The sequence below is a fragment of the Roseinatronobacter alkalisoli genome (assembly GCF_028745735.1).
Taxonomy (GTDB): domain Bacteria; phylum Pseudomonadota; class Alphaproteobacteria; order Rhodobacterales; family Rhodobacteraceae; genus Roseinatronobacter; species Roseinatronobacter alkalisoli.
On record NZ_JAQZSM010000018.1, the window covers coordinates 73,193 to 90,090 of the forward strand.

Here is a 16,898-nt window from a genome sequence, read left to right on the forward strand (position 1 = left end):
TCGATAGTGCTGTCATGCGACATGATGGACCCTCCCGGTCGTTGCGTGTGTCATGATCTGTTCGGATGTGATCGCATCCCCCTCGACCGTGGCGACGATGCCACCCGAACGAAAAACGCAGACACGGTCGGCCATCCCGATCACCTCGGGCAGTTCGGACGAGATCATGATGATGGCATAGCCCTGCGCGGTAAATGCGCGCATCAGCTGATAGATTTCGGCCTTGGCACCCACGTCGATGCCGCGCGTCGGTTCGTCGAAGATCAGCACCCGCATCTGGTGGTTCAGCCAGCGGGCGATTACGACCTTTTGCTGATTGCCACCCGACAGCGTATCGACGCGGGCACGTGGCCCTTGTGCCTTGACATGGACCTGATCCATGGCGGCCTGCGTGCTGGCCAGTTCTTTCTTAAAATCGATGAACCAATGTGCTTGCCGGTACTTGCCGTAATTGTTCAAAGACACGTTCTGCAGGATCGAGAAACTGGTGATCAGCCCCTGTTCCTTGCGGCTTTCAGGCAGCAATCCGATGCCATGGGCCAGCCCGTCGGCGGGGCTGCGCAAGCGCATTTCCTTGCCGTCCACCTGGATCTTGCAACGCGCGGAACCATATTCACCCAGAATTGACAGGACGGTTTCGGTCCGCCCGGATCCCACCAGGCCGGCAAAGCCTAGAATTTCCCCAGCCCGCAGCTGAAAACCGGATACGGGACCGCCGCGCCGCAGCTGCACCTCGACCGCTTCCAATACGACCGGGGCCGCGGGGTCGGGCGCGGGTTTGGGGGGAAAGCTGTTTTCGATGCGGCGTCCGACCATCATCTCGACCAGACGGTCGGTGCTGATATCCGCCACTTCGCTGCTGCCTACATACTCGCCGTCGCGCAGAACGGTAATGCGGTCGCAGATTTCAGAGATTTCCTCCAGATGGTGCGAGATAAAGACAATGGCCACCCCAGCCTCGCGCAATTCACGCATGACCTTGAACAAATGTTCCGTTTCAGAGGGCGTCAGCGTGGCCGTGGGTTCATCCAGCACCAGAATGCGGGCGTCCAGCGACAGGGCCTTGGCGATTTCCACGAATTGCTGCTCCGCTACCGACAGGCGCGCAATGGGCACATCCAGCGGCAGATCGATTTCCAGCCGTTTGAGGGTCGCCTGCGCGCGCTTGCGCATCGCCTTGCGGTCCAGCAGGCCAAATCGCCCGCGCAATTCGCGCGCGAGAAACATGTTCTCAATGGCGGTCAGACCGGGGATAAGGCTGAATTCCTGAAAAACGATGCCAACGCCAGCGGCAATCGCCTCGTCATAATTTGCAAAGCTGTAGGATTTGCCGTCAATGAATATCTGCCCGTCCGAAGGCTGGATGATGCCGCTGACGATCTTCATCAATGTTGATTTGCCCGCGCCGTTCTCGCCCAGCAGGGCATGGACTTCGCCTGCACGGACCTGCAGGTCAACACCGTGAAGGACCTCTATCGGGCCATAGCTTTTGCGTATTGCTTTGAGTTCCAGCATCGTCGCCCCCGCATCGGAATGGTCGCGCCCGCAAGGGGCGCGACCGGGTTTTTACCAGCTGAAATCAGCCGCGTTTTCGATATCTACGGTACGCACGTCGATCGGCACCTCTGTCGGGACCACACGGGCACCCCAGTATTGCGCCAACGCCATGCCCAGCCCGACGCGGACCTGATCACGTGGGAATTGTGCCGTTGTCTGGATGAATGGGCCACCAGCCGCGATGGCCTGCACCGCCTCTGGCGCGCCATCGACCGATGTCAGCTTGATATCGCGGCCAGAGCCCTGTATGGCCGCCAGGGCCCCCATCGCGCCACCGTCATTGACCGAAAAGATCCCGGCCAGATTTGGATGCGACTGGATCATATTTTCAACCACGCCAAGCGCGACAGAGCGGTCCTGACGCCCGTTCTGGGTAGTGACCAGTGTGATCCCCTCATGCTCGGCCAGTGCCTCCTGACAGCCTTTGACGCGTTGCAGGATCGGCACGACCGGGATGCCGCCAAGGATCGCAACTTCACCCTCTCCGCCAAGAGCGTCGGCCAGATAGGCGCATGATTGATAGCCAGCATCGCGGTTCTTGGAGCCGACGAAAGTATCTACCGGGCCGTTGGCATTGGCATCTACCGCCACTACGATCACGCCCTGATCCTTGGCCATGCGCACTGCTGCCTCGACGCCTGCGCTGTCGGTTGGGTTTAGCAGCAGAATGTCGATACCTTGTTGCAGCATATCCTCGACATCAGAGATCTGCTTGGCCACGTCATGGCCCGCATCGGTGACGATGACCTCGGCGCCGATCTGGGCGGCAGCCTCGTTCAGCGCCTCTTGCATCGAGACGAAATAGGGGTTGTTCATTTCCTGAAATGTCATGCCAATTTTCAGTGGCCCGTCCTGGGCCAAGGCAAGCCCGCCTGATGCGGCAAGCCCCAGTGCTGCGGCGGAAACGGTTTTCATCAAGGTCTTCATGGTAGTCCTCCCTTAGGTTCAGTTGGTAGTCTCCCTCCGTTCGCGGACCAAGGGTTCGCGTGCGGAAGGCATCAGGGTGTCGGCAGGCTTAGCTGGCCATGCGGATCATCTGATTGGCGGCGAAGGTCGCCCGGAATTCTGAAGGCGACATCTTCTTCAGCTTGAGAAATTGGCGGTTGAAGTTCGAAAGGTTAGAAAATCCGACATCAAAGCAGATATCGGAGACGCGTGCCTCGGGGTCCGACAGCAGCATGTGGCAGGCCAGATCGATGCGCATCTGATTGCGATAGCGCACCAGCGTCGTGCCGGTATGGCGTCTGAATGACCGCGAAAATGCGCTCTGGCTCTGGCCGGTCAAGGCGGCCAGTTCGGGTTCGCTGAGCGACTCAAGCAGATTTTCCCGCAAATGGCTAAGCGCGCGATTCATCCCCGATTGCTTGGTGCGTTCCAGATCCATGACAAAGCTGAGACTGGCAAGCGTCAGCGATTTCGGCGCATTTGCCAGCAGGTCGAGAATCTGAAAGAACAGCCCCAGCCTGCGCACGCCTCTGGCCTTGATCAACTTGCTGATCAGCGGGCCGACAGCCTGCGCCGTTTCATCATCAAACAGCAGCCCGCGGCGGCAGCGTTCCAAAAGCGGCTGCAGGGTTTCCATTTCGGGAAAGACGCTGCTTGCATCATCGACAACGCTTTGCGGAAACTGGATGACCTTGGTCCGGCAGGGCACGATCTCACCTGGGCGGATATCGCTGATCCAATTCTGCGGCAGATTCGGCCCGGTCATGATCAACTGGCCGGGCTCAAAATCGCCGACATGGTCACCGATATAATATTTCCCGGATGTCGCGACGACCATGTGAATTTCGTATTCAGGGTGAAAATGCCAGCGTACCGTGCGAAACGGATAGCCATGTTTCCATGCAGCAAAGGATTCGCCTTTACGTATATGAACCAGTTCGAGATCAGGCTGCATACTTCCCCCACTTTCCGCACCTGCACGATTTCTTTCGAAGAAATCGGCCCTCCTTGGCGCTCAAGTTAGGTTAGCACCAAGGGTGCCGCTTCTACCACGAGCCTACGCACAATTTTCTGATACTTTTTTGACAGACAATCGTAAATTTTGTTGGCGGGGGGCATTGCAATCAACCGGTCAGGGCGCGACTCTGGAGATAAGCCCATGCCGAATAGTCACAATAGTTGATTCCGAGCATATCGAATCAGATCTGGCACGATCGTCTCTACCGATGCGGTTCTGAAAATCGATGTTGCACGACACATACTTTTCCGAACGCCACACCAGACAGATACAGTTGCTTTTTGCCCGCCATGGAGTGCCCCAAGATGTCTACTATACGCAGTGGACACTATCATCGGCCACGGTCTTCTCCCGCCCCAAAGGTTGATGGTGGTCGTGCGGGTGGGTGCCAACTGTTGGTATTAGCTGTTAAGTCAGGCGCATATGTTGCTGGCAAATAGCAAGCCATGGGTTGGACCTATGTTTACGATGTAGCACAAATCTTGGTTAACGTTCTATTTTTTGGAACCTTGTCGTACTATTTGGCCTCTACTGGGCATTGTTGCATGGATGCTGTTGGTTCAGTAAGCAGGAGGCTTTGTAATCGATTGGATAGGGTTGATGCCGCATAAATTCAGCGACGCGCGTCGGCACAAGTTCAAGAAGAAGCATACCGCATTTCAAACTGGTCCGAATACAATGAGAGCCTGCGTCAGCGCGGCGATGTAACAGTTTGGTTAAGCCCTGAGGTGGAAGCAGCATGGCGCGCAGATCGGCGCAAAACGCGGGGTGGCCCGCCGGTATATTCCGATCTGGCGATCACTGTTTGTCTGACACTTGGCATAGTCTACAAGCAGCCGCTTCGTCAAACTGAAGGCTTTGTCCGCAGCCTCATGAAGATCATGGGGCTGGATCTGGCTGTGCCCGATTGCTCGACCTTTTCACGCCACGGATCTGGTTTGGTTTTGCCGTTGGAAACGCGGGCGCAGACGAATGGCCCTATTCATCTGGTGGTAGACAGCACTGGCCTGAAGATCTTTGGTGAAGGCGAGTGGCTGGAAAACAAGCATAAAACAAAGGCCAGGCGCAAAGCCTGGCGCAAGCTGCATCTCGGTTCAGACCTCGCCAGCGGTGATCTGGTCTGTTCTGATTTGACTGAGGACTCTGTGGGTGACACGATGACCTTAGGGGGGCCTCCTGGATCAGATCGACGGGGAGGTGTAGCGCTTCATTGCCGACGGGGCCTACGACGGCGATCCGTCGAGCGAGATATTGCTGGCGCGGTTCGGCGGCGATATTCAGATCGTCATTCCGCCACCAAAGTACGCGATCCTGAGCACCGACGCGCAGGACAGCCCCACGCTTCGTGACCAGCGCATTACCGCGATAAGCACCGTGGGCAGAATGGCCTGGCAGGTGAGCAGCGGCTACAATCAGCGCAGTCGCGGGGAAACACAAATGGGCCGTTGGAAGCAAGTCATCGGCCCCAAAATGAAGGCACGATGCTTTCCCAATCAAAGAACAGAAGCCAAAATCGACACGCGCATCCTGAACAAAATGAACGGGCTTGGCTGCGCCAAGTTCGAAGCCATCTTATGACCTAAATTATGGGTAAGGGCATTCTCAAACCCAACGCATATCTATGCAACAACGCCTATTCGTGGCAATAGCAGCCCCGGTCTGGGGCAACCAATGCTGAACCAGCTTACGCGCGATGATATCTGGACACCTTAGGGAACGCGGGCTGGCGCAGGATGCGTCCTCACAACAGATCAAGCCAGACCATCGCCATCATTGCAAAGCCCAATAGCGCAAGCGTTTCCACCACGACCATTGCCAGATGCCCACTGCCCAAAGTAGTCAGTGCCTTCAGCGATGTTTTGACCCCCAACGCGGCGATGGCCATGATCAGAAGCCCGCGCGAAATCGCGTCAACCTGCATCACAAGCGTTTGTGGCAGATCAACCGCGCTGCCAAGCCCGGCCAATGACAGAAACAGAAACATGAACCATGGCAGCGTGGGTATTTTGCCCCGCCCTGTGCCTGTTGCCGTGGTGCGCAGGGCAAGAATAATCAGCAACAGGACGACCGGCAGCATGGCCACGCGGAACAACTTTGTGATTGTCGCCATTTCACCGGCTGTGTCCGATATCTGGAAGCCTGCACCGACAACCTGTGCCACATCATGGATTGTCGCCCCGATCAGAAAGCCCGTTTGTATGTCGGTGAACCCGACTGTCTGGAACACCAACGGATAAACCACCATCGCTATGGTCGACAGCGCCGTCACCGCGATAACGGTGAACAAGGTGTTCCGTTCATTTTGGTCATTGGCGGGCAGAATCGCGGCGATGGCCAGCGCCGCCGAAGCCCCGCAAATTGCCACAGCCCCGCCCGTCAGCAGCGCAAAACGCCACGAGCGCCCGAACAATGCCCCCGCCACGAAGCCGGTCGCGATGGTCAGCGCGATCAACCCCGCCAGAACGCCTGCCCCCAGCAGCCCGATCTGCGCCACATCGTCAAAGGCGATCCGTATTCCCAGCAGCCCGACACCCAGACGCAGGATGAATTGCGACGTGAAATCGATACCTGCCCGGCAGGGGTCGTCTTCGTGCAGAAAGTTGAAGGCCATCCCTAAAAGCAACGCAAACAGCATGACAGGCGCGCCATAATGCGCCCCCAGAAATGCAGATGCGGCCGCGACTGTCGCAGCCAGCATCATACCGGGCAACAATGGTGTACCCCATGCATACAGGCGGGTCATAGCTGTCATGCCAGCGCGGCCGTGTCGGGATACAGGTAATGCGCCGGATCGGGATTAGTCATGCACTGACATCCGCCCCTGCGCATCCAACGCGACGGCCCGTCCGGTTTGCGCCGCGCGCTGCGCGGCAAGGCCCATCTGCACGGCCCAGACCCCGTCAGACAAGCTTACCTCAACCTTGCCATGCCCGCGCACCACCTTCGCAAAGCGGTCATGCTGGTAAAATGTTGACCCGTTATGATCGCCCGCCTGCAAAAGTGCCGGATCAACGGGAACCTCGATCTGTTTAGGCCCCTTGGGATCGCGCAGGCTGACAATCAGTTGTGGCACTGGTGGCGCGCCCAGATGGTCAGGCCAGAACCGCCCCGGACCGGGCACAAGGCATTCAATGCGTGCATCGGGGCCAACAGCAGTGATTTCTTCCTGATAGCGCGCGCCTTCGGCGAACATGCACAATTCCAGCATGGCGCGCGCACCGCCTGCAAAATCGACAATGACATAGGCGTTGTCCCAGATATCTGGCGCGGACCCGTCATAGCGTTCGTTCACATGGTTCACGTCCTGCCCGCCCGACGCCATGACCCGCACGGGGTTATCTTGCAAGATCAGGCGCATCAGGTCGAAGAAGTGACAGCATTTCTCGACCAGTGTTCCGCCGGTTCTTGCGTTGAAGCGATTCCAGTCGCCCACCTTTTCCAGAAACGGGAAGCGATGTTCACGGATGGTCAGCATCTTGATCCCGCCCGTCACACTTTGGGCCTGATCCAGCAATGCAGCCACCGGCGGCATATACCGATATTCCATCGCCACCCATAGGGGGGCAGCATACTGCAGCGCGTCAAGCGTGTCCCAGTCTGACGGATCGGTGAAAACCGGCTTCTCGACCAGCAGGGGCAGCGGGCGGGTCGCTGCGATTTCCCGTATCTGGCGTACATGCAGGTCGTTGGGGCTGGCAACCAGCAGGGCATCAAGGTTCGGATGCGCCAGCAGTTCAGCAACAGACCCGACCATCTGTGCCTTGGGGACCAGTGCTGCGGCGCGCGCACGCATTCCGGCATCCGGTTCAAAAATGGCGGTCACTTCCGCGCCGTTTACCAGCGCCAGATTGCGCAGATGTTCCTGCCCCATCATGCCGCAGCCGATGATTCCGTAGTTGAGCGTTTCCAAGATGATGTCCTTATTTAAGCCTGACAGTGTAGCGCACGCGCTGGGGGTCATACCAAGTCCATGATGCTTCGGCAGACTGGCCATCATGGCTGTGGCTGACGCGCGTGATCATCGGCAGTAGTGTTCCGGGCTTGTGCGGGAATTCGGGTGGTGCCCAGTCAGGAAGCGGCCCCAGCCCCACGCGATCTTCGGCGCGCGCAATGCGCAGATTAAGGCATGTCCGGTAATAATAGTATAAGGACTCGGACAGTTCGTGCACGGACAGGACTGGCGCATATCCGCCGTCCAGCCAGATTTCCTCAACCGCGGCGATTGTACCGGACAGAAAACGCAGCCGCCGGATGCGGTGCCCGTCCGCAGACTGGCCGAAATCGGGCAGGGCGGGATCTTTTGGCATGCGGTCCACTGAGAGGACACGCGCAGTCGGCAGCCCGCCCCCTTCGGCCAGTTCCAGCCGCAAAAAGGCATAGACCGATGCGGGATCAGTCCTTGCGCGAATGTAATTGCCTGACCCCTGCACGCGTTCCAGCAGCCCTTTGTCCTGAAGAGCGGCCAGCGCCTTGCGCAATGTTCCTATGGCGATCCCGTGCGCCAAGGCCATCTCGCGTTCGGGCGGCAAACGCTCTCCGTCCACCAGCCTGCCAGCGGCGATATCGCGGATCAGCAACTCAGTAATCTGCATATGTAGCGGCAAGGCGCCGGTGTCTGACATGGTGTCCTCTGATCATCGGAAGATGAAATTGATACCCTATTGATTTACCCCTTTCGAGGTGTTACGCAAGACTTAAATATACATAATGGATGGAGAATTACATGAGCGTCGTGCCTGTAACATCGGTCGATCTGGATGGGGCCGAAGTCAGCTGGTTCGCGGCGCTGTGCTCGGATGATTATGAATTTCTGGGCGTGCCGGACGGGCGGCTGCGTTCAAGCTGGGATCATTGCTCAAGTCTGGTCCAAACCGCCGAACGCAACGGGTTTCGGAATGTCCTGTGCCCGTCCAGCTATCAGGTGGGGCAGGATACGCTGTCGTTTGTCGCAGGCTGCGCGCCAATCACCCAGAATATCAACTTTCTGGCCGCCATTCGTTGTGGCGAGATGCAACCCGTAATGTTGGCGCGCACCGTAGCAACGCTTGATCACATGCTCAAGGGACGGCTGACGCTGAATGTCATTTCCTCGGACTTCCCCGGCGAGGTGGCGGAAAGTGCGTTTCGCTACAAGCGCAGTCACGAGGTGGTGGAAATCCTGCGGCAGGCGTGGACACGCGACGAGATCGAATATTCCGGCGACATCTACCAGATCAGCAAATTGTCCGCCGACCCTGCGCGTCCCTACCAGAAAAACGGCGGGCCGCTTTTGTATTTTGGCGGCTACAGCCCTGACGCACTGGAACTGTGCGGCGCGCAATGCGACGTATATCTGATGTGGCCGGAACCGCGTGAGATGCTGGAAAAACGCATGCGCGACGTCCATGCCCGCGCCGAGGCCCATGGCCGCACACTGGATTACGGGTTGCGTGTGCACATGATCGTGCGCGACACAGAAGCCGAGGCGCGCGAATATGCTGACCACATCGCCAGCAAACTGGATGATGAATACGGCAAACTGATCCGTGATCGCGCGCATGACAGCATCAGCCTTGGTGTGTCACATCAGGCCCGCGCACGCGAACTTGCAGATAAATTCGGCTATGTCGAACCCAACCTATGGACAGGGGTAGGCCGCGCGCGGTCGGGTTGCGGCGCGGCGCTGGTCGGGTCGGTCGATCAGGTGCTTACGAAACTGGAAGACTATCGCAAGATGGGTATTCGCGCGTTCATCCTGTCGGGCTATCCGCACCATGATGAGGCCGAGATTTTCGGTACAAAGGTCATGCCGCATCTGAACACTGTGTCATTGCCGCATGTCTACGGGCGCGTGCCTGCCGAAACCCCTGCAACACCCCTTGGAAATGGACCCCGCCGCTGATGCTGAACCGTTCTTCCCTGACACCCGATCTGTCGCTTTCGCGTCTTGTCTATGGCATGTGGCGCTTGGGCGATGATCCCGACACCAGCCCCGCCCATGTTCAGGCCAAGATCGAATCCTGCCTTGCCCAAGGTATCACAACCATGGATCAGGCCGATATTTATTGCGGCTACACGGCCGAAGCGATTTTGGGTGCCGCGCTGAAAGCCGCACCGGCATTGCGCGACCAGATCGAGATTGTGACGAAATGCGATATCGTGGCCCCTGTCGGGCGGCATGCCGGTGTGCGCGTGAAGCATTACGACACAAGTGCGGCGCATATCATGGCCTCGGTCGAGGCAAGCTTGCGCGACATGGCCACCGACCGGATTGACCTGCTGCTGATCCACCGCCCCGACCCGCTTATTGACCCTGGCGACACCGGCGCGACACTGGATGCGTTGATTGCGTCAGGCAAGGTGCAGGCCGTGGGGGTGTCGAATTTCCGGCCTTGGGATCTGGATTTGCTGCAATCGCGCATGACAGCACGATTGGTGACAAACCAGATCGAACTAAGCCTGATGGCACATGAAGCGTTCGTGAATGGCGATATCGCTCATTTGCACCAGCACCGCATTGCACCCATGGCATGGTCCCCGCTGGCGGGCGGGCAACTGGCAACCGCCGCACCACAGGGCATGCGTGAAAAGCTGGATGCGTTGGGCACTGAGGCTGGCACAGATTGGGGCGCGGTCGCCGTGGCGTGGTTGTTGCACCACCCTTCCGGCATTTTGCCCGTCATGGGGACGAACAGCCTTGAACGGATCGCACGCATTTCCGACGCGCTGCGCGTGCCAATGGATCGCCAAACATGGTATGAACTGTATACACTGGCTTTGGGCCGAGAGGTCGCGTGATGGCGGATGGTGGGCAAATGCACCCGACAGAGTTTGTCCCCGGCCCCGATACATCGCGTGCCTTTCGCAACGCATTGGGGTGCTTTGCCACGGGGGTAACCCTTGTGACCATCGACAGCGCCGATGGGCCAATGGGGTTTGCCGCCAACAGCTTCGCGGCAGTGTCTCTTGACCCTGCACTGGTGCTTTGGTCGCCTGCGAAATCGTCTGGCCGGTTCGCGCATTATCGTGCAGCCACGCATTACGCGATCCATGTTTTGCCATTGTCGGCGCGGGACGTGCTGGACCGTTTCGCGCGTGGAGGCAAGGGATTTGTCGATCTGCCGCACAGTCGCAATGCCGATAGCGTGCCGCTGCTGGATCACGCTATCGCAAGGTTCGATTGCCGTCAGCATGCAACGCATGACGGTGGCGATCATCTGATCATCGTGGGGCAGGTGTTGCGCGCCGTTTTGCACGGGGGCGAGGCGCTGATCTTCAATCAGGGGCAATACGGTAAATTCAGCCCGTTGCACTGACCATTGGGGTGGGCAAATGACCATGCCTTTGCCCACCCCGATCTTGCCTGTTACGGCTGTGTGCCATTCTCCAACTCGCCCAATCGCAGACGGGGCAGGGCGGTGGTGTCCTTGCGAAACACATGCGCAAAATCAGGCCGGATCGCCAGATGCGCGTTACTGCCGCATGTCAGGGTCGTTTGCCCGGTCAGATGCGCGGTCAACGCGACGCCTGTTTCAGTGCGCACATACAAGTAGCTTTCGCCGCCCAATTGCTCGACATTCTCGACGGTGACGGGGTAACCTTCGGGGTCGGGGTGCAGGTGTTCGGGCCGGATTCCCAACTCGACCTCCTCGCCTACCGCAACGGTGCGCCCGTCCACTGCGGCTTGCAAAACACGGCCCTGCGCATCTTGCAGCGTAATGCCGGTTTCATCCCGTCCGGTGACCGTGCAAGGCATGAAATTCATACGCGGTGATCCAATGAAACCGGCAACGAACGTGTTTACAGGCCGGTTATACAGTTCGATCGGGGCACCAGCCTGTTCGATCCGTCCGTCCCTTAGCACGACAATTTTGTCGGCCATGGTCATTGCTTCAACCTGATCATGGGTGACATAGATCATCGTGTTGCCGATGCGGCGGTGCAGGCCGGCAATTTCGCCGCGCATGCTGACACGCAATTCAGCATCCAGATTCGACAGCGGTTCGTCAAACAAAAACACCTTGGGTTCGCGCACCACTGCCCGCCCGATTGCAACGCGCTGGCGTTGCCCGCCCGACAGCGCGCGCGGCCTGCGGTCCAGATACGGTTCAAGTTGCAGCATGCGGGCGGCTTCGGTGACGCGCGCGGCAATCTCGGCTTTGTGCATGCGGATGTTTTCCAACCCGAAAGCCAGATTCTGCCGCACCGACATATGCGGATATAACGCATAGGTCTGGAACACCATCGCCAGCCCGCGTTCGGCGGCACGCTGGTCATTGACGCGCGCGCCCCCGATCATCAGGTCGCCCCCAGATATTTCTTCCAGTCCCGCGATCATGCGCAACAGGGTTGATTTTCCGCAACCGGACGGGCCGACAAAGACACAAAATGTCCCATCCTCGATGGTCAGGTCCACGCCGTGGACAACCCGCACCGCGCCATAATCCTTGACGATGCCGCACAGTTCGACCTCAGCCATTGTTCAACCCCATCCTCATGTCCCCAATACCTGTAAGGCGCGTCATTTCACCCCCGATTGCGCAATACCCTGCGTGATGAATTTTTGCAAAAACGCAAAGACCAACGTAATCGGCAAAAGCGTCAGAACTGTCATGGCCAACAGGCTGGACCACGCGGTTTGCAATTCGCCCTGAAAAGAATTCAGCGCCAGTTGCAGTGTAAATGCTTCGGAGCGGTTCAAAACGATAAGCGGCCAAAGGAATTCGTTCCACCGCCACATCACCGAGAAGATGATAAGCACCGCCAAGGCAGGTGCCGATAGCGGCAGCACAATCTTCCAATACACACGCCATTCGCTGGCATTGTCCATACGCGCAGCATCCAGCAGGTCATCAGGGATGGTCAGCATATATTGCCGCAGCAGGAACACGCCTGTGGGTGTTGCAATGGCAGGCCAGATCACCGCCCAGGGTGAATTGATCAGCCCCATCTGGCTGACCACCAGAAACAGCGGCACCAAAGTAACTGTGGGCGGGATCATCAGGGTTGCGATAATCAACAAGAACACGGTGGTCCGGCCAGTAAAGCGGTATTTTGCCAGCGCAAACGCGGCCATCGAATTGAACAGCACCGTCAGCACAGTTGCGACGACCGTTATGAATGTCGAATTCCAGAAATACCGCAAGAAACTGAACCGCGTGAACAGCCCGGTGTAGTTTTCAGTTTCCACCTGAACGGCGCGGACGGGTTCGCGGTCATTGATGTGGACATTCAGGCGTTCACCAGCGTTGGCAGGGTCAATCATCTGCGCGTTCAGGCCAATACGCCGCACCTGCGCCAGTTCGCGGCCTGCATGTTCGCCCGAAACGACTTGAAAGCGCTGCAAGGCCGTTTCAAACCCCTCAACCTCGACAAACTGGGGGGCAAGCGGCAGCAGTTTGGGGGGGTATTCCTGCAAGGCCGCTTCGGTCTTGAAGCTGGACAGCACCAGCCACAGCACAGGGCCAAGCATCAAAAACACGCCCAGCCCCAGAAACCCGAACGCAATCCAGTCGGTCATATCCAGCCGGTCGCGCCCGCGACGCTGGGTCAGGAAACGCAGCATCACCCCTCCTCTGCGCGTTTGCGCGTTGCGGCCAGTTGCAGCAGGGTCAGCACCAGCAGCACACCCGCCATTACCAGCGATGCCGCCGCAGCTAGCCCAAACTGGCGGGGCCGTGTGGCGAAACCGACATCATAGATATATTGTATAAGCAGCGTCGTCGCCGACCCCGGCCCGCCGCCCGTAAGCACATATATTTCATCAAAGGCCTGCACGGCGCGGATCAGGCTTAGGACCATCACGACAAGCAGCGTGGGCGTCAGCAATGGCAGCGTAATCCGGAAAAGCCGACGCCATGTGGGGGTTCCATCCATCTCGGCGGCTTCATAGACGTCGCCGGGAATGGCCTGTAGCCCTGCAAGCAGGATCAGCACATAAAAGCCCATATTGGCCCAGATCGACACGAACACGATCCAGAAAAACGCCCATGACGGGTCCAGCAACCAATGGACCGTGCCCATCCCCGCCCAGTCCAAGCCTGCGTTCAGCACGCCATTGCGCTGCAAAATCCATTTCCAGATCAGCGCGACCACCACAGGTGACAACAGCACCGGATAGAAGAAAACCGCGCGGAAGAACCCCTTTAGCGGGATATTGCGGTTCAGGATTAACGCCGCCATCAAGGACAGCAGGATCATGAACCCCACCTGCAGCACAACAAACCAACCCGTATTATGCACCGCGCGCCAGAACAGATCGCGGCGGCACGAATTCGGGTCCATATATGACCCGCAATCAAACAGGGTCGCGAAGTTTTCAGCGCCCACCCAATTGCGGTCACCCAGCAAAATGCGGTCACCGCCTGTGGTGGAATACCAGATATTCAGTAGGATAGGCAGATATGTAAAAAGAATGAAGATCAACAGGTTAGGTAGCAAAAAGACCCAAGCCATGCGGTGTGCGCCGAGGCTGTATTGAAGCATCCGCATCGGCTTTTCAAAAAGGTTGAAGGCCCCCTCGTAAAGGGTGCGGAAGATCGCTGTCATCTTGTGTGGTCCTGTTGTTCAGGGGTGCCCGGCCCGAAGGGGGCCGGGCATTCGGGGTGTTAGCGCGCCTCGGCGATGGCGTCTGCAACGTCCTGATGCAGCCGGTCAAGCGCGTCGTCCAGCGGCAATTCGCCCACAATCGCCTGTGTCAGACGTGCTGGAATGCTGGTAAAGACCGCGCGGTTGAACTGATAACCCTGCAGCGCATAGGCCGTATCGGAAAAGGTCGGTACGGAAGCCGCAAAGACCGTCAGCGCGGCGGCAACTTCGGGCATTACGTCCTGATAGTCGATCCCGTTGGCCTGCAATTCGGCATTGGCGGGCAGGTTGCGCGTCTGTGCCAAAACCTGTGCCTGCACGTCATCGCGCGCCACGAAACCTATCAGCTTGCCCACCGCTTCGGGATGCTCGGTATGATTGAAGCCCACAACGCCAGCACCGCCCGGCATACCGGTGCACGCTTCAGGCCCGCAAACGCCGCCCGTGGCGACCCAGTCGAACGCATCGCCAATGTCACGTCCGAAGCGGCCAATTTGCCAACTGCCGGAATAATACATCACCAGATTGGCATTGATGAATTCGGCAGCCGCATCTTGATAGGTGCCACCCCCCGCGCCAGCCCAAACGTCCCGCGCCATTACGCCATTTTCGTGCCAGTCAACGAATTGTTCGGCAAACGCGCGGAACCCGTCGTCAATGACCAGCGCCTCGCCCGTGTCGTCAAACAGCGCTGCGCCAAAGGAAATGGCGGGCGCGGCAAAGCGGTGCCCTGTGCGGTCAAGTGCCATAGCAAAATCGACACCTGTTGTATCACGCACCGCAACCGAGGCTTCAGCCCATTCTGCCCAGCTTGCACCCGGCGCTGGCATTTCCACGCCTGCTTGCTCGAACAATGTCTGGTTGGCGAAGCCGCCTGTTGCCGTCAGCTGGTCAACAATGTTGTAAATCCCGTCAGGTGCATTGTCGCCCACCCGCGCCCAAGCTAGGGACTGGCCGTAGCGCGCTTCGATCATGTCAGGATCGTCAACGAAGGGGCGCACATCCAGCATGAAACGCGCAAGGCCGCCGTAATCGGTGACACGGGCCAGATCAGGGCCTTCGCCGACCTCTAGCTGAACCGGCAGTGATTCCAAAATCGCCTGATACGGCACAACATCTACCACAACCGTGATGCCAGGGTTCTCTGCTTCGAAGGTCTGGAACGCTTCGGCCCAGACGTCGCATTCATTGCCGTCCTGATAGCACATGAAGCGCAGTTCCTGTCCATGCGCCGCACTTGCTGCCAAAACGGCGAAGGCGGATATTGCGATGTTCTTTTTCATTTAGGTCCTCCCATTGGTAATATTCTCAGCCGCCTGTCCAGCCTGCGGTGCAACCGTTTAAATCAGCTTCATCGCGCTGAGGGTCAGATGCGTCATGTGCTCCCCGCACATGCCACTATGCCCGGACGCATGCGCGCAGAATGCCGCAACCCACGCTTGTTTGCGGCGACGGGTCCGCCATGCGGGCCGACATTGCTGTCATCTGGAATGTTCCTCCCTGCGCCGCGCAGAACGCGATCTGGAAAAAATGCTAACACTGGATAAATAATAAATCAATGGGGTATCAATTTAGATTCGACGTCCCGTTCACGTGCCAATTAACGCCCGATCCCGGACCGGTTCCGGTGGGACAGCCTGTCCGCCAAGACGGCGCCGCACCGAAACACCTAGCGGGGTGCACACATTCCACAGATTCTCCCCGTTTGCGCGAACAGGCAAGGTTTCGTGGTGGTGCCAGGCTAAGGTCTTGTGGGGATCAGCACGGCATGCAAGCTGCTTGGCGTTGTTGCGTAAGTCAGTGCTGAGACGTGATGCCCCCCTTTCCCCTTCAGCTCAGGTCACGCGGACGATCTCGGCCGTTCCGAGGGCCGAGAAGCGGTTCATAAGGGCGATGCGTATTTGGATTTCTGCGGTCTGGCGGTCGGGGTCTCTGGCATTGATGCGTTCGCCGAAGGCCTTGAGGCGCCGCATCTTGCTTCGATCCTGCTTCGGACATGGTATACAGTCCAGCGCTTCCAGAACGCCCTGCCATAGTGTCGGGTGGCTCGCAGTATTTCGTTCCGGGCGATTGCCGCCGGGCAGTCTTCTTTCCATGGTCGGCCGTTCTTGCGGATAGGGATGATCGGAGTGGCATGACGGTCGATGATGGCGGTATGGCAGCGGCGGGTGTCATAGGCGCCGTCGGCAGTTACCGAGCCGATGTCTTCGCCCTCGGGGATCTGGTCCAGCAGGTCTGGCAAGATCGGACTGTCGCCGTTGCTGCTGGAGGTGAACTCCACCGCCCGGATGTCGGACGTAGCGGTGTCCGTGGCCAGATGGACCTTGCGCCATTGGCGTCTGCCCTGAACGCCCTGCTTGCGCGCCTGCCACTCACCATCGCCGAGGAACTTGATCCCGGTGCTATCCACGAGCAGGTTCAAGGGGCCATCGACGCGCCGATACGGTATCTGGACGGCCAGCGTCTTTTGCCGTCGGCATAGCGTCGTATAGTCGGGTACCGCCCAATCCAAGCCCGACAACTTGAGCAAGCTGGCCACCATTCCAGTTGTTTGGCGGAGCGGCAGCTTGAAAAGAACCTTGATGGTCAGGCAGAACTGGATCGCCGCATCCGAGAAGACCGCAGGCCGACCGGGGTTGCCATCCTGCGGAGCGAGCCAGGTCATGTCCTTGTCCAGCCAGATCAACAGAGAACCGCGCTTGCGCAGCGATGCAGTGTAGCTGGACCAGTTCGTCGTCCGGTCGGGGGTGGGTGATGGCTTGCTCATGCAGCCTATCTAACTCCATGGATTCACAATGTTAATCCTCGGGGA

General features: G+C 58.5%; 13 protein-coding genes and 2 pseudogenes. 4 read left to right on the plus strand and 11 right to left on the minus strand.

What is annotated here, in order from left to right; genetic code table 11:
- Nucleotides 1-12: 12 nt before the first annotated feature.
- The 3 genes from PUT78_RS16670 to PUT78_RS16680 all read right to left on the minus strand — a co-directional run bounded on the left by PUT78_RS16670 (nt 13) and on the right by PUT78_RS16680 (nt 3,457).
- Entirely contained in the window at nt 13-1,515 is a 1,503-nt protein-coding gene (locus tag PUT78_RS16670) for a sugar ABC transporter ATP-binding protein (RefSeq protein ID WP_274353409.1), read from the minus strand.
- A gap of 51 nt (nt 1,516-1,566) precedes the next feature.
- Complete coding sequence (locus PUT78_RS16675) at nt 1,567-2,484, minus strand: ABC transporter substrate-binding protein (protein WP_274353410.1); 918 nt, start codon at nt 2,482-2,484, stop codon at nt 1,567-1,569.
- Between the two features lie 88 nt (nt 2,485-2,572).
- Nucleotides 2,573-3,457: an AraC family transcriptional regulator gene (locus PUT78_RS16680; protein WP_274353411.1), complete on the minus strand. Its 885-nt coding sequence runs from the start codon at nt 3,455-3,457 to the stop codon at nt 2,573-2,575.
- A 663-nt stretch (nt 3,458-4,120) separates the two neighbouring features.
- Between PUT78_RS16680 and PUT78_RS16685 the strand changes: the two are divergent.
- Nucleotides 4,121-5,098: pseudogene (locus PUT78_RS16685) on the plus strand (IS5 family transposase).
- 163 nt (nt 5,099-5,261) lie between these two features.
- Here the strand turns inward: PUT78_RS16685 and PUT78_RS16695 are convergent.
- The 3 genes from PUT78_RS16695 to PUT78_RS16705 are packed head-to-tail and all read right to left on the minus strand — an operon-like array spanning nt 5,262 to nt 8,142.
- Nucleotides 5,262-6,263, minus strand: a complete 1,002-nt coding sequence (locus PUT78_RS16695; RefSeq protein ID WP_274353413.1) for a YeiH family protein — start codon at nt 6,261-6,263, stop codon at nt 5,262-5,264.
- A gap of 54 nt (nt 6,264-6,317) precedes the next feature.
- The gene (locus PUT78_RS16700; protein WP_274353422.1) at nt 6,318-7,433 is read right to left on the minus strand and encodes a Gfo/Idh/MocA family protein; all 1,116 of its coding nucleotides are present in this window, start codon (nt 7,431-7,433) and stop codon (nt 6,318-6,320) included.
- A 7-nt stretch (nt 7,434-7,440) separates the two neighbouring features.
- Complete coding sequence (locus PUT78_RS16705) at nt 7,441-8,142, minus strand: GntR family transcriptional regulator (protein WP_274353414.1); 702 nt, start codon at nt 8,140-8,142, stop codon at nt 7,441-7,443.
- 101 nt (nt 8,143-8,243) lie between these two features.
- Between PUT78_RS16705 and PUT78_RS16710 the strand changes: the two genes are divergently transcribed.
- From PUT78_RS16710 to PUT78_RS16720, 3 genes are read left to right on the plus strand one after another with little or no spacing between them, the layout of a single operon-like run.
- Nucleotides 8,244-9,401 carry an LLM class flavin-dependent oxidoreductase gene (locus tag PUT78_RS16710; RefSeq protein WP_274353415.1) on the plus strand — a complete coding sequence of 386 codons (1,158 nt, stop codon included), beginning with the start codon at nt 8,244-8,246 and terminating at the stop codon, nt 9,399-9,401.
- Nucleotides 9,402-9,403: 2 nt separating this feature from the next.
- Nucleotides 9,404-10,297 (plus strand): aldo/keto reductase, encoded by an 894-nt coding sequence (locus PUT78_RS16715; RefSeq protein WP_274353423.1) that lies wholly within the window; start codon nt 9,404-9,406, stop codon nt 10,295-10,297.
- Nucleotides 10,298-10,314: 17 nt separating this feature from the next.
- Nucleotides 10,315-10,815 carry a flavin reductase family protein gene (locus PUT78_RS16720; protein ID WP_274353416.1) on the plus strand — a complete coding sequence of 167 codons (501 nt, stop codon included), beginning with the start codon at nt 10,315-10,317 and terminating at the stop codon, nt 10,813-10,815.
- A gap of 50 nt (nt 10,816-10,865) precedes the next feature.
- Here the strand turns inward: PUT78_RS16720 and PUT78_RS16725 are convergent, their stop codons facing one another.
- The 5 genes and pseudogenes from PUT78_RS16725 to PUT78_RS16745 form a co-directional block, all read right to left on the minus strand.
- A complete protein-coding gene (locus tag PUT78_RS16725; RefSeq protein ID WP_274353417.1) occupies nt 10,866-11,978 on the minus strand; it encodes an ABC transporter ATP-binding protein in 1,113 nt (370 codons plus the stop codon).
- Nucleotides 11,979-12,020: 42 nt separating this feature from the next.
- Entirely contained in the window at nt 12,021-13,064 is a 1,044-nt protein-coding gene (locus tag PUT78_RS16730; RefSeq protein WP_274353418.1) for a carbohydrate ABC transporter permease, read from the minus strand.
- On the minus strand, nt 13,064-14,047 hold the full coding sequence (locus PUT78_RS16735; protein WP_274353419.1) for a carbohydrate ABC transporter permease: 984 nt from the start codon (nt 14,045-14,047) through the stop codon (nt 13,064-13,066). Before PUT78_RS16735 ends, PUT78_RS16730 begins: the two co-directional genes overlap by 1 nt.
- A gap of 59 nt (nt 14,048-14,106) precedes the next feature.
- Entirely contained in the window at nt 14,107-15,369 is a 1,263-nt protein-coding gene (locus PUT78_RS16740; RefSeq protein ID WP_274353420.1) for an ABC transporter substrate-binding protein, read from the minus strand.
- 552 nt (nt 15,370-15,921) lie between these two features.
- Nucleotides 15,922-16,853: pseudogene (locus PUT78_RS16745) on the minus strand (IS5 family transposase).
- Between the last annotated feature and the right edge of the window lie 45 nt (nt 16,854-16,898).

Excerpts from the sequence above, each read along its gene's own strand:
- PUT78_RS16680 (WP_274353411.1), bottom strand. The coding sequence starts at position 3,457 with ATGCAGCCTGATCTCGAACTGGTTCATATACGTAAAGGCGAATCCTTT.
- PUT78_RS16675 (WP_274353410.1), bottom strand. The coding sequence starts at position 2,484 with ATGAAGACCTTGATGAAAACCGTTTCCGCCGCAGCACTGGGGCTTGCC.
- PUT78_RS16720 (WP_274353416.1), top strand. The coding sequence starts at position 10,315 with ATGCACCCGACAGAGTTTGTCCCCGGCCCCGATACATCGCGTGCCTTT.
- PUT78_RS16725 (WP_274353417.1), bottom strand. The coding sequence starts at position 11,978 with ATGGCTGAGGTCGAACTGTGCGGCATCGTCAAGGATTATGGCGCGGTG.
- PUT78_RS16740 (WP_274353420.1), bottom strand. The coding sequence starts at position 15,369 with ATGAAAAAGAACATCGCAATATCCGCCTTCGCCGTTTTGGCAGCAAGT.
- PUT78_RS16730 (WP_274353418.1), bottom strand. The coding sequence starts at position 13,064 with ATGCTGCGTTTCCTGACCCAGCGTCGCGGGCGCGACCGGCTGGATATG.
- PUT78_RS16710 (WP_274353415.1), top strand. The coding sequence starts at position 8,244 with ATGAGCGTCGTGCCTGTAACATCGGTCGATCTGGATGGGGCCGAAGTC.
- PUT78_RS16695 (WP_274353413.1), bottom strand. The coding sequence starts at position 6,263 with ATGACCCGCCTGTATGCATGGGGTACACCATTGTTGCCCGGTATGATG.
- PUT78_RS16705 (WP_274353414.1), bottom strand. The coding sequence starts at position 8,142 with ATGTCAGACACCGGCGCCTTGCCGCTACATATGCAGATTACTGAGTTG.
- PUT78_RS16735 (WP_274353419.1), bottom strand. The coding sequence starts at position 14,047 with ATGACAGCGATCTTCCGCACCCTTTACGAGGGGGCCTTCAACCTTTTT.
- PUT78_RS16670 (WP_274353409.1), bottom strand. The coding sequence starts at position 1,515 with ATGCTGGAACTCAAAGCAATACGCAAAAGCTATGGCCCGATAGAGGTC.